We start from the raw sequence: 15,758 nt of genomic DNA on the forward strand, positions 1-15,758 counted from the left end.
GCGTGGAGGCGGATCCCGGCCGCGACACTCGCATCGGCGCGGTACACGGCAGTCTTGCGCCAGCGCGGGTGCTTGCGTATGTTGACCGCTCTTTTCGCAGTGCGCAGGAAGCCCCGCCCATGAGCATCAAGCTGGGGGTCGTCATGGACCCCATTGCCGACATCCACTACAAGAAGGACAGTACGCTGGCCATGCTCTGGGCCGCCCAGGCGCGGGACTGGCAGCTCCATTACATGGAGCCTGGCGACCTCTACCTGGAACAGGGCGTGCCCCGGGCGCGCATGGCCCGCTTGACGGTCTTCCACGACCCGGAGTCCTGGTTCAACCTGGAGCCCGCGCAGGACGTCGACCTGGCGGACCTCGACGTGATCCTGATGCGCAAGGATCCGCCCTTCGACAATGAATATGTCTACGCCACCTACATCCTGGAGGCTGCCGAGCGCCGGGGCACGCTGGTGGTCAACCGCTGCCAGAGCCTGCGGGACTGCAACGAAAAGGTCTTTGCCACACTCTTTCCCCAATGCTGCCCGCCGGTGCTGGTGAGCCGGGATGCCTCGCGGCTCAAGGCCTTCTACCGGGAGCACGGCGATGTCATCTTCAAGCCCCTGGACGGCATGGGCGGTACCGCCATTTTCCGGGTGCGCGAGGGCGATCCCAACCTGTCGGTGATCCTCGAGACCCTGACCGAGCACGGGCGCAAGAGCATCATGGCCCAACGCTATATCCCCGAGATCGTCGACGGCGACAAGCGCATCCTGATGATCAACGGCGAGCCGTTGCCCTACTGTCTGGCCCGGGTGCCTTCGGTGGGGGAATCCCGCGGCAACCTGGCGGCGGGGGGGACCGGTCGCGCGCAGCCCCTGAGTGATCGCGATCGCTGGATCGCCGAGCAGGTGGGTCCCACACTGCGGGAAAAGGGGCTCTACTTCGTCGGTCTGGACGTGATCGGCGATTATCTTACCGAAATCAATGTCACCAGCCCGACCTGTATTCGCGAGATTGACCGTGCCTACGAGCTGGACATCGGTGGCCAGTTGATGGACTGTATCCAGGAGCAACTCGGACGCTAGCGAGCCATGGCTACTGCGGTCACTCGACAGCCGCGCGACGGCTTTTCCATCGCCCTGTTCCTGGCGCTGGCGCTGCATGTGATTCTCTTGCTGGGGCTGGGCTTCAGCGCCCTGGAGGAGGCCTACGACGCGCCTCAGCTCGAGGTTACCCTGGCGCGGGTTCGCAGCGATATTGCGCCGGAACAGGCCGACCACCTGGCCCAGCAGCACCAGCAGGGCAGTGGCGACCAGGCCGAGCACTCGCGGCTCGCGGGGGGGCAGGCGCTGCCGCTGCCGGCCGGCCAGGTGGCCCAACGCGCCGAGCAGGATGCCCGGCAGCAGCACAACCGTCAGGTAATCACGACCCGCAGCAGTGACCTACCGCCCCCGGAGGCCCGGGATACCGTCAGTGCGGCGGCGCGCCTCGACCAGGGACGACAGGGCATTGCCTCCCCGCTGCCGGCCCGGGAAGCGTCCCTCAACGATGCTCCCGAGGAGTCGTTTCAGGCGGAGGCCTCGAGGGCGCCGAGGACACGCCGGATCACTGCAGCCAGCGCTCGCGCCGCGGTCGATGCAGCCTACCTGCACGACTGGGAGCGACGGGTCGAGAACGTGGGCAACCAGTACTATCCCGAGGCTTCAATTCGCTACGGCATCTACGGCAGCCTGCGCCTGCTGGTGGTAGTGGACCACCTGGGGCAGCTGCTGGAGAGCCGCGTCCTCAGCTCCTCCGGCCACGCGGTGCTGGATGAGGCCGCGCTGAAGATCGTGCGCATGGCGGCCCCCTTTGCGCCCTTTCCCCCGGCGCTCAAGGCTACTACCGACCGTCTGGAGATCGTGCGCACATGGCATTTCCAGGAAAACCGGCTAAGCTCAGGCTGAATGCTGCGGTATTGTGACTGACATGAGTGCACCCCTTCCACCCATCGCGAGTCAGAGTGGCAGCAGCCTGCGGGATCATTTCCTGCTTGCCATGCCCGGCCTGAACGAGGGCATATTTGCGCACAGCATCACCTACCTCTGCGAGCACGGCGAAAGCGGCGCCATGGGTATCATCATCAATCAGCCACTGGAACTGAACGTGGGGGAAATCTTCGAACACCTCGACATTTCGCCGCGGCGCGACTTTTCCCAGGAGCTCGTGTTTGCCGGCGGCCCGGTGCAGATCGATCACGGCTTTGTCCTGCACCGCGCCGGCGCTGCCGAGTGGGATTCCAGCCTGCGGGTTACCCCCGACATCACCTTGAGCACCTCCCGGGATATCCTGCGGGCCATCGCCGAGGACGAGGGCCCCGAAGATTACCTGATTGCCCTGGGGTACGCGGGCTGGTCCGCCGGGCAGCTGGAGGAGGAGCTCTCGCACAATGCCTGGCTCACCGTACCGGCGGACAGTCACACCCTGTTCCATACGCCCTGGCAGCAGCGCCTGTCTGCGGCCGCCGGGCGGTTGGGCATCGACATGAACCTGATTTCGGCGCAGGCGGGGCATGCCTGAACCTTCGACGACGGTCGCCGCGAAAGCAGTCACCCTCCTGGCCTTTGACTACGGTCTGCGCCAGATCGGCGTGGCGGTGGGCAACCGGGTCCTGGGCACGGCCCAGGCCTTGACCGTGCTGCGGGCACGGGACGGGATTCCCGACTGGCAGCATATCGAGAAGTTGCTCGGGGAGTGGCAGCCGGACCTGTTGATCGTGGGTGACCCGCTGAACATGGACGATAGCGTCAGTCCCCTGGCGGAGCGGGCGCGCAAGTTTGCCCGGCGCCTGCACGGCCGGTTCGGCCTGCCGGTCGCCATGGCCGATGAGCGCCTCAGCAGTTTTGAAGCCAAGCAGACGCAGCGCGAGCGCGGCCACCGTGGCGACTACCGGGCTGCGCCGGTGGACAGCCACGCGGCGGAAGTGATTCTTATGGGCTGGTTGCGGGAGCAGGGCCTGGACTGAGCGCCGGCGCTGATGTCGGAGCCTCCCTCAGCCGGCGGGCTGCATGCCCATGTCGCCCCAGCGCGCCTGCAGGATGGCGAGAGCGGCGACGGGTGCTGTTTCCGTGCGCAGTACCCGCGGGCCGAGGGCCAGTGCCTCGAACCCTTCGCCGACTGCCAGGGCGATTTCCGCCTCCGTCAGCCCCCCTTCGGGCCCGACCAGCAAGCTGACGCTGGCGGGAGCGCTGGCATCGGAGAGACCGGTGTCGCTGCGATGGTGCAGCACGAAGCGTCGCTCGCCCGCGGCGTCCCGCAGCCAGTCGCCCAGGAGTCGCGGTTCGTGTAATACCGGGAGCTTGTTGCGGCCGCACTGTTCGCAGGCGGCGATCGCCACCTGTTGCCAGTGCCGCTGCTTGCGCAGCTCCCGCTCGCCCTTCAGCTTCACTTCCACGCGCTCGGTGTACAGCGGGCTGATGGCGCTCACCCCCAGCTCGGTGGCCTTTTGCACCACCCAGTCGAAGCGTTCTCCCCGGGAGATGCCGATGCCCAGGTGGATGTCCAGGGGGGATTCCAGGTGGTTCTCCACCGGGGCTTCCAGGTGCAGATGGACGCACTTGCGGTCCACGGCGCGGATGCTGGCGCGGTACTCGCTGCCCCGGCCGTCGAAGACCTGTACCGCGGCCCCTTCCCCCAGGCGCAGTGCGCGAGACAGGTGCTGGCTGGGCCCGGCCTCCAGGGCGATATCCGCCCCGGGTGCCAGACTCTGTTCGCTGTAGACTCGCGGAATGCGCATCAGAGGCCCAGGTTGCGGTAGATTTCCCGGGTCGGCTCCACCTGGTTCATGGTGTAGAAGTGGATGCCCGGGGCACCGTTATCCACCAGGGTCTGGCAGAGCTGGGTCACCACTTCGATGCCGAACTTGCGAATGCTCTCCTGGTCGTCGCCGTAGCCTTCGATGCGTTTGCAGATCCAGCGCGGGATCTCCGCGCCGCAGTTGCGGGAAAAGCGCGCCAGGTTGTTGAAATTGGTGATCGGCATGATGCCCGCGTGAATCGGCTTGTCGATACCGATGGCGGCGCACTGGTCGAGGAAATAGAAATAGGCCTCGACATTGTAAAAATACTGGGTGATGGCACTGTTGGCGCCGGCATCCAGCTTGGCTTTCAGATAGTGCAGGTCCTTCTGGTAGCTCTCCGCCTGGGGATGGATCTCCGGGTAGGCCGCCACTTCGATATGGAAGTGATCGCCAGTGCGCTCGCGTACGAAGGCCACCAGCTCGCTGGCGTAGACCAGCTGACCGGAGCCACCCATGCCCGAGGGAATGTCCCCGCGCAGGGCGACCAGGCGGGTGACGCCCAGTTCGCGATAGCGTTCCAGCAGGGCGGCCATGCTCTCTGCGTCATCGGCGCCGAAGCTCAGGTGCGGCGCCACATCCAGGCCCTGCTTGCGCAGGGCCTGGACCACACCAAAGGTGTTGTCCCGGGTGGAGCCACCGGCGCCGTAGGTGACCGAGAAAAATGCCGGACCCAGGGCCTGCAGGGCAGGCGTCGTGGACTCCAGGAGCTTGCTGCGGCCCTCCGGGGTTTTCGGTGGAAAGTACTCGAAACTGATGGCGGTCATGAATGCCCCTCAGTACTTGTAGCTTTCGGGTTTGAAGGGACCGCTTACCGCCACGCCGATGTAGTCTGCCTGGGGCTGGGTCAGGCGTGTCAGCACACCGCCGAAGCCTGCGACCATGTGCGCGGCGACTTCCTCGTCCAGTTTCTTGGGCAGCACTTCCACGCGCAGCGCGCCTTCGCGGAGTTCCGGCTCCAGGTCGGCGAAACGGCGCTCGTAGAGGTAGATCTGCGCCAGTACCTGGTTGGCGAAAGAGCCGTCCATGATCCGCGAGGGGTGGCCGGTGGCGTTGCCCAGATTCACCAGGCGCCCCTCGGAAAGCAGGATCAGGTAGTCGCTGCGGCTGTCGTCCCGGTAGACCTTGTGCACCTGGGGCTTGACCTCTTCCCAGACCCAGTTGCGACGCATGAAGGCGGTGTCTATCTCATTGTCGAAGTGGCCGATGTTGCAGACCACTGCGGTCGATTTCAGTGCGCGCAGCATGTGCTCGTCGCAGACGTTGTAGTTGCCGGTGGTGGTGACCAGCAGGTCGATCGCGCCCAGCAGTTCGCGGTTGATGCCCTCGGCACTGCCGGTGTTGATACCGTCGAGGTAGGGAGAGACGACTTCGTAGCCATCCATGCAGGCCTGCATGGCACAGATCGGGTCCACCTCGGAGATCCGCACGATCATGCCTTCCTGGCGCAGGGACTGGGCCGAGCCCTTGCCGACGTCGCCGTAACCGATGACCAGGGCCTTCTTGCCCGCGAGCAGGTGGTCGGTGGCGCGCTTGATGGCGTCGTTCAGGCTGTGGCGGCAACCGTACTTGTTGTCGTTCTTGGACTTGGTCACCGAGTCGTTGACGTTGACCGCCGGCACTTTCAGGGTGCCCTTGCGCAGCATTTCCTGCAGGCGATGCACACCGGTGGTGGTCTCCTCGGTAATGCCGTGGACGCGGTCCAGCACCTGGGGATACTTCTCGTGCAGCATGGCGGTCAGGTCGCCGCCATCGTCGAGCACCATGTTGGCATCCCAGGGCTGGCCGTCCTTGAGGATGGTCTGCTCCAGGCACCACTCGTACTCTTCCTCGGTTTCACCCTTCCAGGCAAACACCGGTACACCGGCGGCGGCGATGGCGGCGGCGGCGTGGTCCTGGGTGGAGAAGATGTTGCAGGACGACCAGCGCACTTCGGCGCCCAGGGCGACCAGGGTCTCGATCAGGACGCCGGTCTGGATGGTCATGTGGATGCAGCCGAGGATCTTGGCGCCTGCCAGCGGCTTGCTGTCGCTGTACTTTTCGCGCAGTGACATCAGTGCGGGCATTTCGGTTTCGGCGATTTCCAGCTCCCGGCGACCCCAGTCGGCGAGGCTGATGTCGGCGACCTTGTAGTCGCCCTGGGTGGTGATGGTTTCTGCCTGGGTCATGGTCGGTTCCTCGTCAGTCGTGTTTGTTTGTCGTCATTCAGTTTGGTGATCTGTTCCGCTCGTTCTGCGCAGCCACGGGCTTCGTAAGCACACCGGGCCGGGTCACTGGTTGCCGCGCTTCAGGACACGCTGCAAGTACATCCCTGTACGCTCCTCGCTGGCCGTCCATGGCCAGCGAGGGTCCTTCAGCGCGGCAACCAGCGCCCCGGCCCTCCGCAGCTTCTGCAGCGGTAGCGCTCCGTGCGCGCAACCGGTCCCAGTCGTCGCGGCGGTTCAAACAAAGCGCCGGGCTTCCGGTTACCTCAAAATCAGGCTCGTTGCCGTTGCCGCCCCGGTCGGGACCGTCGCCGGCCATGGACGGCCGGCGACGAGCGTACAGGGACGTATTCACAGCGTGTCCCGACCGGGGCGGCAACGGTAACGAGCCGGCTCTTACGAGGCACCCGCACCCGCAGTCGGCCCAGCGTTCTGGGATCGCCTCAGACCGCCGAGCGCAGCAGTTCCGCCTTGTCTGTTTTCTCCCAGGTGAAGTCAGCGTCCTCGCGCCCGAAGTGCCCGTAGGCCGCGGTTTTACGGTAGATCGGCCGCTTCAGGTCGAGCATCTCGACAATGCCCTTCGGGCGCAGGTCGAAGTGCTCCCGCACCAGCTCGACGATGCGGGCATCCGAAACTTCGCCGGTGCCGAAGGTGTTGATGGCGATCGAGGTCGGCTCCGCCACACCGATGGCGTAGGAGATCTGGATCTCGCAGCGATCGGCGAGGCCGGCGGCGACGATGTTCTTGGCCACGTAGCGGCCGGCGTAGGCGGCGGAGCGGTCGACCTTGGACGGGTCCTTGCCGGAGAAGGCACCGCCGCCATGGCGGGCCATACCGCCGTAGGTGTCGACGATGATCTTGCGGCCGGTCAGGCCACAGTCCCCGACCGGGCCGCCGATGATGAACTGGCCGGTGGGGTTGATGTGGTAGCGGGTTTCGGGACCCAGCCACTCGGGAGGCAGGACTTCCTTGATCATCAGGTCCATGACCGCCAGGTGAATGTCGGCCTGGCTGATGTGCTCGTCGTGCTGGGTGGACAGCACCACGGCGTCGACGCCTACCGGGCGGCCGTTTTCGTAGCGCAGGGTGACCTGGCTCTTGGCGTCGGGCCGCAGCCAGGGCAGGGTGCCGTTGCGCCGCAGTTCCGCCTGGCGCTCGACCAGGCGGTGGGAGAAATAGATGGGCGCGGGCATGAGGGTGGCGGTCTCGTTGGTGGCGTAGCCGAACATCAGGCCCTGGTCACCGGCACCCTGCTCCTTCTCCGCACTTTCGTCCACGCCGCGGGCAATGTCCGGGCTCTGCTTGCCGATGGCGTTCAGCACCGCGCAGGAGGCACCGTCAAAGCCGACCTTAGAACTGTTGTAGCCGATGTCGAGAACGACCTTGCGGACCACGTCTTCCAGGTCCACCCAGGTCTTGGTGGTGACTTCGCCGGCAATCACCACCATACCGGTCTTGACCAGGGTCTCCACCGCCACCCTGGCGTCGAGGTCGTCGCCGAGAATCTTGTCGAGAATGGCGTCGGAGATCTGGTCGGCCATCTTGTCCGGGTGCCCCTCGGAAACCGACTCTGATGTGAAGAGGGCGTATTCGCTCATGAAAAATGTCCTTGTCTCGGTATCAGGGCCGGCCGAACAGGCGCACCTGCAGCCGGAAGCCATTGCGTTGTGCCAGGTAGACGCTGGCGTGTTCTTCCAGGCCGGCGAGGGTGGCCCAGTGGGTCAGTGCTTCGGGGGAAAAGCCCAGCCAGAGATCGCCGCAGGCGTCCCGGGCCCAGGCCTGGTCGTGTTCACAAAGTTCGGTCACCATCAGCAGCCCGCCGCTGCGCAGGCAGTTGGCCGTGTCCGCGATGATCTGGTCGGGGCGCGCGCAGTGGTGCAGCACCATGTTGATGACCACCCCGTCCACCTGCAGCTCGGCGAGCCCGGGATGGCGGGTGTCGCCGTGCAGGAAGCGGATATTGTCCAGGCCCGCCTCGGTGGCGCGTTTGCGGGCTCGTTCCAGCATGGCCTCTGCGTTGTCCAGGGCGATCACCTCCCGGAACTGGTCGGCGAGGTGGGGCAGGAAAGCGCCGTCCCCGGGGCCCACCTCGAGCACGCGCTGGCGTCGGGGAAAGCGCGCCTCGCGCAATACCTGGGCCACGGCGTCGCCATACTGCCAGTGACTGGCAATGAGGTCCTGCTGTTCGCGAAACTTGTCCGCATTGTCGTGGAAAAAAGCCCGGGACGTCGCCTCCCGGCAGGCCTGGACCTCGCGCAGGTGTTCACCCAGAGCGGGCTCCAGCGGCAGGGCGTCCAGACTGTCAAAAAGCTGCTGCTGCAACGCCTCGAGGCCATCGACCCTGCCCGGCTGACTGCGCCGGTAGAACAGACTGTTGCCTTCGCGACGACTGGTCACCAGTCCGGCCCCGGAGAGCACCTTGAGGTGGTGGCTGAGTGCCGGCTGACGAATGGCGAACAACTGGCACAGTTCGGTTACCGTGAAGGAGTCGCGCTCCAGCACGCGCAGGATGTGCAGGCGCAAGGGCTCGGCGCTCGCCTTGCACAGGCTCGCGAGCTGATCCACGGGGGAGTCGATATCCGACGCCCCGCTGACGGCAATGGCGGGAGTGGCTTTCATAGGCTGCGCAGTGTAGCAGGCTCCGGAGCTATATCAAAATATTTTGATATAGATCGCGCGGTTGTCGGTGGGGCCAGCCGAGCGGTGAAAATATCGCCAGTTTATTTGCCGTTCAGCCCCGCATACGCGAAAATAGCCGCCCTTTTTGACAGCACTCCCCCAACGACCCGTGATTCTGGAGACACCGATGCCCTCCCGTACCGACCTTGCCAATGCCATCCGCGCCCTGAGCATGGATGCCGTCCAGCGTGCCAAGAGTGGCCACCCGGGCGCGCCCATGGGCATGGCCGACATCGCCGAGGTGCTCTGGAACGACTTCCTTCAGCACAATCCCGCCAACCCCCACTGGCCCAATCGCGACCGTTTTGTATTATCCAATGGCCACGGGTCCATGCTGATCTACTCCCTGTTGCATCTCACCGGCTACGAGCTGCCGATGAGCGAGATCCAGAATTTCCGGCAGTTGCACAGCCTCACTCCGGGCCACCCGGAATACGGCTACGCTCCCGGTGTGGAGACCACGACTGGCCCCCTCGGGCAGGGCATCAGCAACGCGGTGGGCATGGCCCTGGCCGAGAAAGTCCTGGCGGCCCAGTTCAACCGTCCCGGGCACGCGGTGGTGGACCACTACACCTATGCCTTTACCGGCGATGGCTGCCTGATGGAGGGCATCTCCCACGAGGTCAGCTCCCTGGCCGGCACCCTGGGTCTGGGTAAGCTGATCGTCTTCTATGACGACAACGGCATTTCCATCGACGGCGAGGTCGAGGGCTGGTTCACCGACGACACCCCCGGGCGCTTCCGCGCCTACGGCTGGCAGGTTATCCCCGATGTCGATGGCCACGACCCGGAGGCGGTGCGCCAGGCGATCGAGGCGGCTCGCGAAGACAGCGAGCACCCGACCCTGATCTGCTGCAAGACGGTGATCGGCAAGGGTGCGCCCAACAAGCAGGGGACCGAGAGCTGCCACGGCGCGCCTCTGGGCGATGAAGAGATTGCCGCGACCCGCGAAGCCATCGGCTGGCCCCACGAGCCCTTCCTGATTCCCGACGAGATCTACGCCGGCTGGGATGCGCGTGAAACGGGTGCCCGGCGGGAGCAGGCCTGGGAAGAGGCCATGCAGGCCTACGCGGCGGAGTTTCCCGAGCTGGCCGCCGAGCTGCGCCGGCGTCTGGCTGGCGAGCTGCCGGCGGATTTCGAGCGCTATGCCAAGGACTATATTGAACAATGTCAGAGCAAGGGCGAGAGCATTGCCTCCCGCAAGGCCTCCCAGAACTGCCTGAACGCCTACGGCCCGGTGCTGCCCGAGCTGTTGGGGGGCTCCGCCGATCTGGCCGGTTCCAACCTGACGCTGTGGGATGGCGCCCGGGGCGTCACCGGCGACGATGCCTCCGGCAATTATGTTTACTACGGGGTGCGCGAGTTCGGCATGTCCGCGATCATGAACGGCGTGGCCCTGCACGGTGGCCTGGTGCCCTATGGGGCGACTTTCCTGATGTTCATGGAATACGCCCGCAATGCCGTGCGCATGGCGGCGCTGATGAAAACCCGCTCCATCTTTGTCTACACCCACGATTCGATCGGTCTGGGCGAAGACGGCCCCACCCACCAGCCGGTGGAGCAGCTGACTGCCCTGCGTGCCACCCCCAACCTGCTGACCTGGCGCCCCTGTGACGCCGTGGAATCGGCCGTGGCCTGGCGCGAGGCCCTGCTGCGCAGTGGCGGGCCGACGGCCCTGGTATTCTCCCGTCAGTCCCTGCAGCACCAGGCCCGGGACGAGGCACAGCTTGAAGCCATCGAGCGCGGCGCCTACATCCTGCGCGACAGCCAGGAGCACCCGGAGCTGATCCTGATTGCCACCGGTTCTGAGGTACAGCTGGCCATGGAGGCCGCGGAGAAGCTCGCTGCCGATGGGCGCCAGGTGCGGGTGGTGTCCATGCCCTGTGCCGAGCGTTTCATGGAACAGGAAGCGCTCTATCGCGAACAGGTGCTGCCCAGCGATGTACTGGCACGGGTGGCCGTGGAAGCCGGTCATGTCGACTACTGGCACAAGTTCGTCGGCCTGGACGGCCGCATCGTCGGGATGACGACCTTTGGCGAATCCGCGCCCGCCGCGGATCTCATGGCCTACTTCGGCTTCACTGTCGACAGCGTGGTCGCCGTGGCGGAGGAGCTGCTGCAGGAGTAAGGTCGTGCTGCGCATTGCCATCAATGGCTACGGACGTATCGGGCGCAGTGTGCTGCGGGCACTCTATGAGGGCGGTCTGCGCGACCGCCTGCAGGTGGTCGCCATCAACGAGCTGGCCGACGCGCGCACCGCGCTGCACCTGACGCGTTACGACAGCACCCACGGCCGCTTTCCGCTGCCCCTGGAGGGAGATGTCGGCGGCCTGCGCGTGGACGGTGATGACATCGCCCTGATCAGCCAGCCCGATGTGGGCCAGCTGCCCTGGGGCAAGCTGGGCGTGGATATGGTCCTCGAGTGTACCGGCGCCTTTTCCGACCGGGCCACGGCGGAGCTGCACCGGCGCCAGGGCGCGCGGCGGGTACTGTTTTCCCAGCCGGCCCAGGCGGATATCGACGCCACCGTGGTCTACGGTGTCAATCACCACGAGCTGCGGCGCGAGCATGGCGTAGCCTCCGCGGCGTCCTGCACCACCAACGGCATTGTGCCGGTGATCGATGCCCTGCAGCGTGCCTTTGGCGTGGTGAGCGGCACCATCACCACCATCCACTCGGCCATGAATGACCAGCCAGTGCTGGATGCCTACCACCATACAGACCTGCGCAAGACGCGCGCGGCCTGGCAGTCGATCATTCCCGTGGACACCGCCCTGGACCGGGGAATCGGCCGGATCCTGCCCGATCTGGCCGGGCGCTTCACCGCCCAGGCCCTGCGCGTGCCGACCCTGAACGTTTCGGCCATGGACCTGACCGTTCTGGTGGCCCGGGATGCGACAGAAACCGCGGTGAATGACGTACTGCGCCGGGCCGCGGGAGAGCGCTACAAGGGTGTGCTGGGCTTCAGCTGTGAACCCCTGGCATCCTGTGACTTCAACCACGATCCGCGTTCCAGTATCGTCGATGCCAGCCAGACACGGGTCAGTGGTGATCGGCTGGTCAAGGTGCTGACCTGGTTCGATAATGAGTGGGGTTTTGCCAATCGCATGCTCGATGTGGCGAATTACTGGGGCAATCTGAAGAACGACAAGGAGTAGCGATGAAGCTGATGGCCAACCTGGACCTGGCCGGCAAACGGGTACTGATCCGCGAGGATCTCAATGTACCGATCAAGGATGGCCGGGTGACCAGCGATGCGCGCATACGGGCGGTACTCCCGACGGTGCGCCAGGCCATGGAGGCGGGTGCCCAAGTGATGCTGATGTCCCACCTGGGACGCCCCGAAGAGGGCCACTTCGAGGCGCAGTACTCCCTGGCGCCTGTCGCCGAGCACCTGGCTGGCCTGCTGGGTTGCCCGGTACCCCTGGTCGACAACTGGCGTGACGGGGTCGACCTGGCCGATGGCCAGGTGGCCTTGCTGGAGAACGTGCGCTTCAATCCGGGCGAGAAGAAAGATGACGAAGCGCTGGCCAAAGCCTACGCCGCGCTCTGCGATGTCTTCGTCATGGACGCTTTTGGCACCGCCCACCGGGCCCAGGCGTCTACCCATGGGGTTGCCCGCTTCGCGCCGGTTGCCTGCGCGGGCCCCTTGCTGGCGGCGGAGCTGGATGCCCTGGAGCAGGCGCTGTCCAAGCCCGCGCGCCCCATGGTGGCGATTGTCGGCGGTTCCAAGGTCTCCACCAAGCTGGAAGTCCTGGAGACTCTGTCCGAGAAAGTGGACCAGCTGGTGGTTGGCGGCGGTATCGCCAATACCTTCCTCGCGGCCGCCGGCAAACCGGTAGGCAAATCGCTCTGCGAACATGATCTGGTGCCGGCGGCCAGCGCGTTGATGGCAAAAACCACCATTCCCCTGCCGCAGGATGTGGTGACGGCCAAGGCTTTTGCGGCCGACGCCGAGGCGGAATTGAAGTCGGTGGACGCGGTCGCCGAGGACGACATGATCCTGGATATCGGCCCGAAAGCTGCCGCCGCGATCGCCGAGGTGATTGCCAATGCGGGCACCATACTCTGGAATGGCCCGGTGGGCGTATTCGAGTTTCCGGCCTTTGCCGCTGGCACCGAAGCGCTGGCACGAGCCATTGCCGGGAGCTCCGCCTTCTCCCTGGCCGGGGGCGGCGACACCCTGGCCGCCATCGACCAGTTCGGCATTGCCGACCAGGTGTCCTATATTTCCACCGGTGGTGGCGCCTTCCTCGAATACGTCGAGGGCAAGACGCTACCAGCGGTCGCCATTTTGCAACAGCGCGCTGCCGATTGAAGGCGCGCAGCGACATACAGAGGAATTGAAATCATGGCTTTGATCAGTTTGCGCCAGCTTCTCGACCACGCCGCCGAGTACGGTTACGGCGTGCCCGCTTTCAACGTCAACAACCTGGAGCAGACCCGCGCCATCATGGAGGCGGCGGCCGCCACCAACTCCCCGGTGATCATGCAGGCCAGCGCCGGTGCCCGGAAGTACGCCGGCGCGCCCTTTCTGCGCGCCATGATAGCCGCCGCTATCGAGGAGTTTCCGCAGGTTCCGGTGGTCATGCACCAGGACCACGGCGTGTCGCCGGCGGTCTGCCAGCGCTCCATCCAGCTGGGCTTCAGCTCGGTGATGATGGACGGCTCCCTGGGCACCGATGGCAAGACCCCCATGGACTACGACTACAACGCCGGTGTCACCCGCCAGGTGGTCGAGATGGCCCATGCCTGCGGGGTTTCCGTCGAGGGTGAACTGGGTTGCCTGGGCTCCCTGGAAACCGGGCAGGCGGGGGAAGAGGATGGCGTGGGCGCCGAGGGGACCCTCAGCCACGACCAGCTGCTCACCGACCCCGAGGAAGCGGCCCAGTTCGTCAAGGACACTGGCGTCGACGCCCTGGCGATTGCCTGTGGCACCAGTCACGGTGCCTACAAGTTCAGTCGCCCCCCCACCGGTGACATCCTGGCCATCGACCGCATCAAGGAGATCCACGCGCGGATTCCCGATACGCACCTGGTGATGCACGGCTCCTCCTCGGTGCCCCAGGAGTGGCTGGCCATCATCAACGAGTTCGGTGGCGAGATCCCTGAAACCTACGGCGTGCCGGTAGAGCAGATCCAGGAAGGCATCCGCCACGGCGTGCGCAAGGTGAATATCGACACCGATCTGCGGCTCGCTTCCACGGGCGCGGTGCGTCGCTTCCTGGCGCAGAACCCGGCGGAGTTCGACCCGCGCAAATTCCTGGCGGAAACCGTGAAAGCCATGCGCGATATCTGCATTGCGCGCTACGAGGCCTTCGGCACGGCCGGTCACGCCGACAAGATCAAGGTGCGCTCCCTGATCAGCATGCAGGAAGCCTACGATGCCGGCGAGCTGAACCCCAAGGTACACTGAGCGGGGCGAGGCCATGCTGCCGCCCAGTGTCGAAAGCCTGGCGGCCCTGGCGCAGGGGCTGCCGGACTTCCCCGGGGGGGCATCTGTCGCGGAGCCGGTGGTTGACCCGACCCTGGCGGTTTATCTCGACTACTATCACCTGGATTTTGCCGGGCGCCTGCCCGGTGTCGGGCACCGGATAGGCACCCTGCAGAGCGGTCCCTATCGCCTGGCCGTGCAGGCCTGGGAACAGCCTGGGGCCCGGCACAACCTGCTGCTCCTGCACGGGTATTTTGACCACACAGGCCTGTACGGCCACCTCGTCGCCCACGGTCTCGCCCGGGGCGCCAATGTGTTGATCTTTGATCTCCCGGGCCACGGCCTGTCCAGTGGCGCTCCGGCGAGCATCGACAATTTCGCCAGTTACGGTGCTGCGGTGTCAGATGTGCTGGCCGGTGCAGGTTTTCCGTCCCTGCCCTGGAGCGTGATTGCCCAGAGTACCGGTGGCGCCGCACTGGTGGAGTTCGCCCGCCGTTCGGATGAAGCCTGGCCTTTCCGCAATACGGTGCTGCTGGCGCCGCTGTTGCGACCGGCGCAGTGGTGGCGTGTCTGCCTCGCCCACACCCTGGTGCATCGCTTCCTGGACAGTGTTCCCCGGCGCTTTGCCGAGAACTCCTCGGACCGTGAATTCCTGGACTTCGTGCGCCGCGACCCGCTGCAGTCCCAGCGGATTCCCGTCGCCTGGGTGGGTGCCCTGCGCCGCTGGCTGGCCGGGCTGCCCCGGGAGGACCTCGGCGTGGGCTCGGCCCTGCTGGTGCAGGGCGATGCCGACCAGACCGTGGACTGGCGCTACAACCTGCCCCAGTACGGCCAGCTGTTTCCGGGCCTGCGCATCGAACTGCTCCCCGGGGCCGGGCACCACCTGGCGAACGAGGCGGTGGCCCTGCGCGAGCGCTACCTCCGTGTCGTGGACCGCTATTGCGGCTGGCGCTAGCCCGTCGGCAGGTGCAGGAAGCGCTGGACGCCGTCAAAGAACATCTGCACCGCGATAATCACCAGGATCATTCCCATCAGGCGCTCCATGGCGATCAGCCCGCGATGTCCCAGGGCACGGGAGAGCAGGGAGGAGGCCATCAGCAGCACCGCGACGACAGCCCAGGCGCCGATGACGGCGACGGTCCAGTCCAGCATGCGTGTCGGGTCGGTATTGACCAGCAGCATGGTGATGGCCAGCGCCGAGGGGCCGGCCACGGCGGGAATCGCCAGGGGTACGATAAAGGGCTCCCCGTCGGGTGTGTCGCCCATCAGGCCGTAGGGTGATGGAAAGATCATGCGCAGGGCGATCAGGAAGAGGATGATGGCGCCGGCGATGCTGATGGATTCCTCCTTGAGCTTCAACGCGTCCAGCAGGGAGGTTCCGGCATAGAGGAAAAGCAGCAGGACGAAGAGGGCGATGAGCAGTTCGCGGAAGATGATCCAGTGCCGGCGGCGGCCTTCGACGTCCTTGAGGACTGACAGAAAGATTGGCACGTTGCCCAGTGGGTCCATGACAAAGACCAGGGTGACAAAGGCGGACAGTGTATCCATGTGCACTCCTAGGGACGGGCTCCAGGTGGTCTGCTACCATCGGGGCAGTCTCCGGGCCGGTTACTGCAGCTTA

General features: G+C 65.6%; 15 protein-coding genes. 9 read left to right on the top strand and 6 right to left on the bottom strand.

Annotation, left to right across the window (positions count from 1 at the left end):
- Positions 1-119 precede the first annotated feature (119 nt).
- From gshB to ruvX, 4 genes are read left to right on the top strand one after another with little or no spacing between them, the layout of a single operon-like run.
- Positions 120-1,070, top strand: a complete 951-nt coding sequence (gene gshB, locus ACYVGS_RS05490; protein ID WP_460587656.1) for a glutathione synthase — start codon at positions 120-122, stop codon at positions 1,068-1,070.
- Between the two features lie 6 nt (positions 1,071-1,076).
- Complete coding sequence (locus ACYVGS_RS05495; RefSeq protein ID WP_460587657.1) at positions 1,077-1,931, top strand: energy transducer TonB; 855 nt, start codon at positions 1,077-1,079, stop codon at positions 1,929-1,931.
- A gap of 22 nt (positions 1,932-1,953) precedes the next feature.
- A complete protein-coding gene (locus tag ACYVGS_RS05500) occupies positions 1,954-2,544 on the top strand; it encodes a YqgE/AlgH family protein (RefSeq protein ID WP_460587658.1) in 591 nt (196 codons plus the stop codon).
- The gene (gene ruvX / locus ACYVGS_RS05505) at positions 2,537-2,989 is read left to right on the top strand and encodes a RuvX/YqgF family protein (RefSeq protein WP_460587659.1); all 453 of its coding nucleotides are present in this window, start codon (positions 2,537-2,539) and stop codon (positions 2,987-2,989) included. The genes ACYVGS_RS05500 and ruvX overlap by 8 nt, the downstream gene beginning before the upstream one ends.
- A 27-nt stretch (positions 2,990-3,016) precedes the next feature.
- Here the strand turns inward: ruvX and ACYVGS_RS05510 are convergent, their stop codons facing one another.
- The 5 genes from ACYVGS_RS05510 to ACYVGS_RS05530 all read right to left on the bottom strand — a co-directional run bounded on the left by ACYVGS_RS05510 (position 3,017) and on the right by ACYVGS_RS05530 (position 8,643).
- Positions 3,017-3,760 (bottom strand): RsmE family RNA methyltransferase, encoded by a 744-nt coding sequence (locus ACYVGS_RS05510; RefSeq protein ID WP_460587660.1) that lies wholly within the window; start codon positions 3,758-3,760, stop codon positions 3,017-3,019.
- The gene (gene metF, locus ACYVGS_RS05515; protein WP_460587661.1) at positions 3,760-4,587 is read right to left on the bottom strand and encodes a methylenetetrahydrofolate reductase; all 828 of its coding nucleotides are present in this window, start codon (positions 4,585-4,587) and stop codon (positions 3,760-3,762) included. The genes ACYVGS_RS05510 and metF overlap by 1 nt, the downstream gene beginning before the upstream one ends.
- Before the next feature lie 9 nt (positions 4,588-4,596).
- Entirely contained in the window at positions 4,597-5,988 is a 1,392-nt protein-coding gene (gene ahcY, locus ACYVGS_RS05520; protein ID WP_460587662.1) for an adenosylhomocysteinase, read from the bottom strand.
- A 479-nt stretch (positions 5,989-6,467) separates the two neighbouring features.
- A complete protein-coding gene (gene metK / locus ACYVGS_RS05525) occupies positions 6,468-7,622 on the bottom strand; it encodes a methionine adenosyltransferase (protein WP_460587663.1) in 1,155 nt (384 codons plus the stop codon).
- A gap of 22 nt (positions 7,623-7,644) precedes the next feature.
- Positions 7,645-8,643: an ArsR/SmtB family transcription factor gene (locus ACYVGS_RS05530; protein WP_460587664.1), complete on the bottom strand. Its 999-nt coding sequence runs from the start codon at positions 8,641-8,643 to the stop codon at positions 7,645-7,647.
- Between the two features lie 187 nt (positions 8,644-8,830).
- Here ACYVGS_RS05530 and tkt point away from each other — a divergent pair, with 187 nt between their 5' ends.
- The 5 genes from tkt to ACYVGS_RS05555 are packed head-to-tail and all read left to right on the top strand — an operon-like array spanning position 8,831 to position 15,092.
- Positions 8,831-10,831: a transketolase family protein gene (tkt, locus tag ACYVGS_RS05535; protein ID WP_460587665.1), complete on the top strand. Its 2,001-nt coding sequence runs from the start codon at positions 8,831-8,833 to the stop codon at positions 10,829-10,831.
- A gap of 4 nt (positions 10,832-10,835) precedes the next feature.
- Complete coding sequence (locus tag ACYVGS_RS05540) at positions 10,836-11,861, top strand: glyceraldehyde 3-phosphate dehydrogenase NAD-binding domain-containing protein (protein ID WP_460587666.1); 1,026 nt, start codon at positions 10,836-10,838, stop codon at positions 11,859-11,861.
- An 11-nt stretch (positions 11,862-11,872) separates the two neighbouring features.
- A complete protein-coding gene (locus tag ACYVGS_RS05545) occupies positions 11,873-13,021 on the top strand; it encodes a phosphoglycerate kinase (protein WP_460587888.1) in 1,149 nt (382 codons plus the stop codon).
- Between the two features lie 33 nt (positions 13,022-13,054).
- Positions 13,055-14,119, top strand: coding sequence for a class II fructose-bisphosphate aldolase (gene fba / locus ACYVGS_RS05550; protein ID WP_460587667.1), 1,065 nt, complete (start codon positions 13,055-13,057; stop codon positions 14,117-14,119).
- 13 nt (positions 14,120-14,132) lie between these two features.
- Positions 14,133-15,092 carry an alpha/beta hydrolase gene (locus ACYVGS_RS05555; RefSeq protein WP_460587668.1) on the top strand — a complete coding sequence of 320 codons (960 nt, stop codon included), beginning with the start codon at positions 14,133-14,135 and terminating at the stop codon, positions 15,090-15,092.
- Here ACYVGS_RS05555 and ACYVGS_RS05560 read toward each other — a convergent pair.
- Positions 15,089-15,685: a sulfite exporter TauE/SafE family protein gene (locus tag ACYVGS_RS05560; RefSeq protein ID WP_460587669.1), complete on the bottom strand. Its 597-nt coding sequence runs from the start codon at positions 15,683-15,685 to the stop codon at positions 15,089-15,091. The two genes, ACYVGS_RS05555 and ACYVGS_RS05560, sit on opposite strands and share 4 nt — an antisense overlap.
- Between the last annotated feature and the right edge of the window lie 73 nt (positions 15,686-15,758).

The organism is Haliea atlantica, from assembly GCF_054779855.1.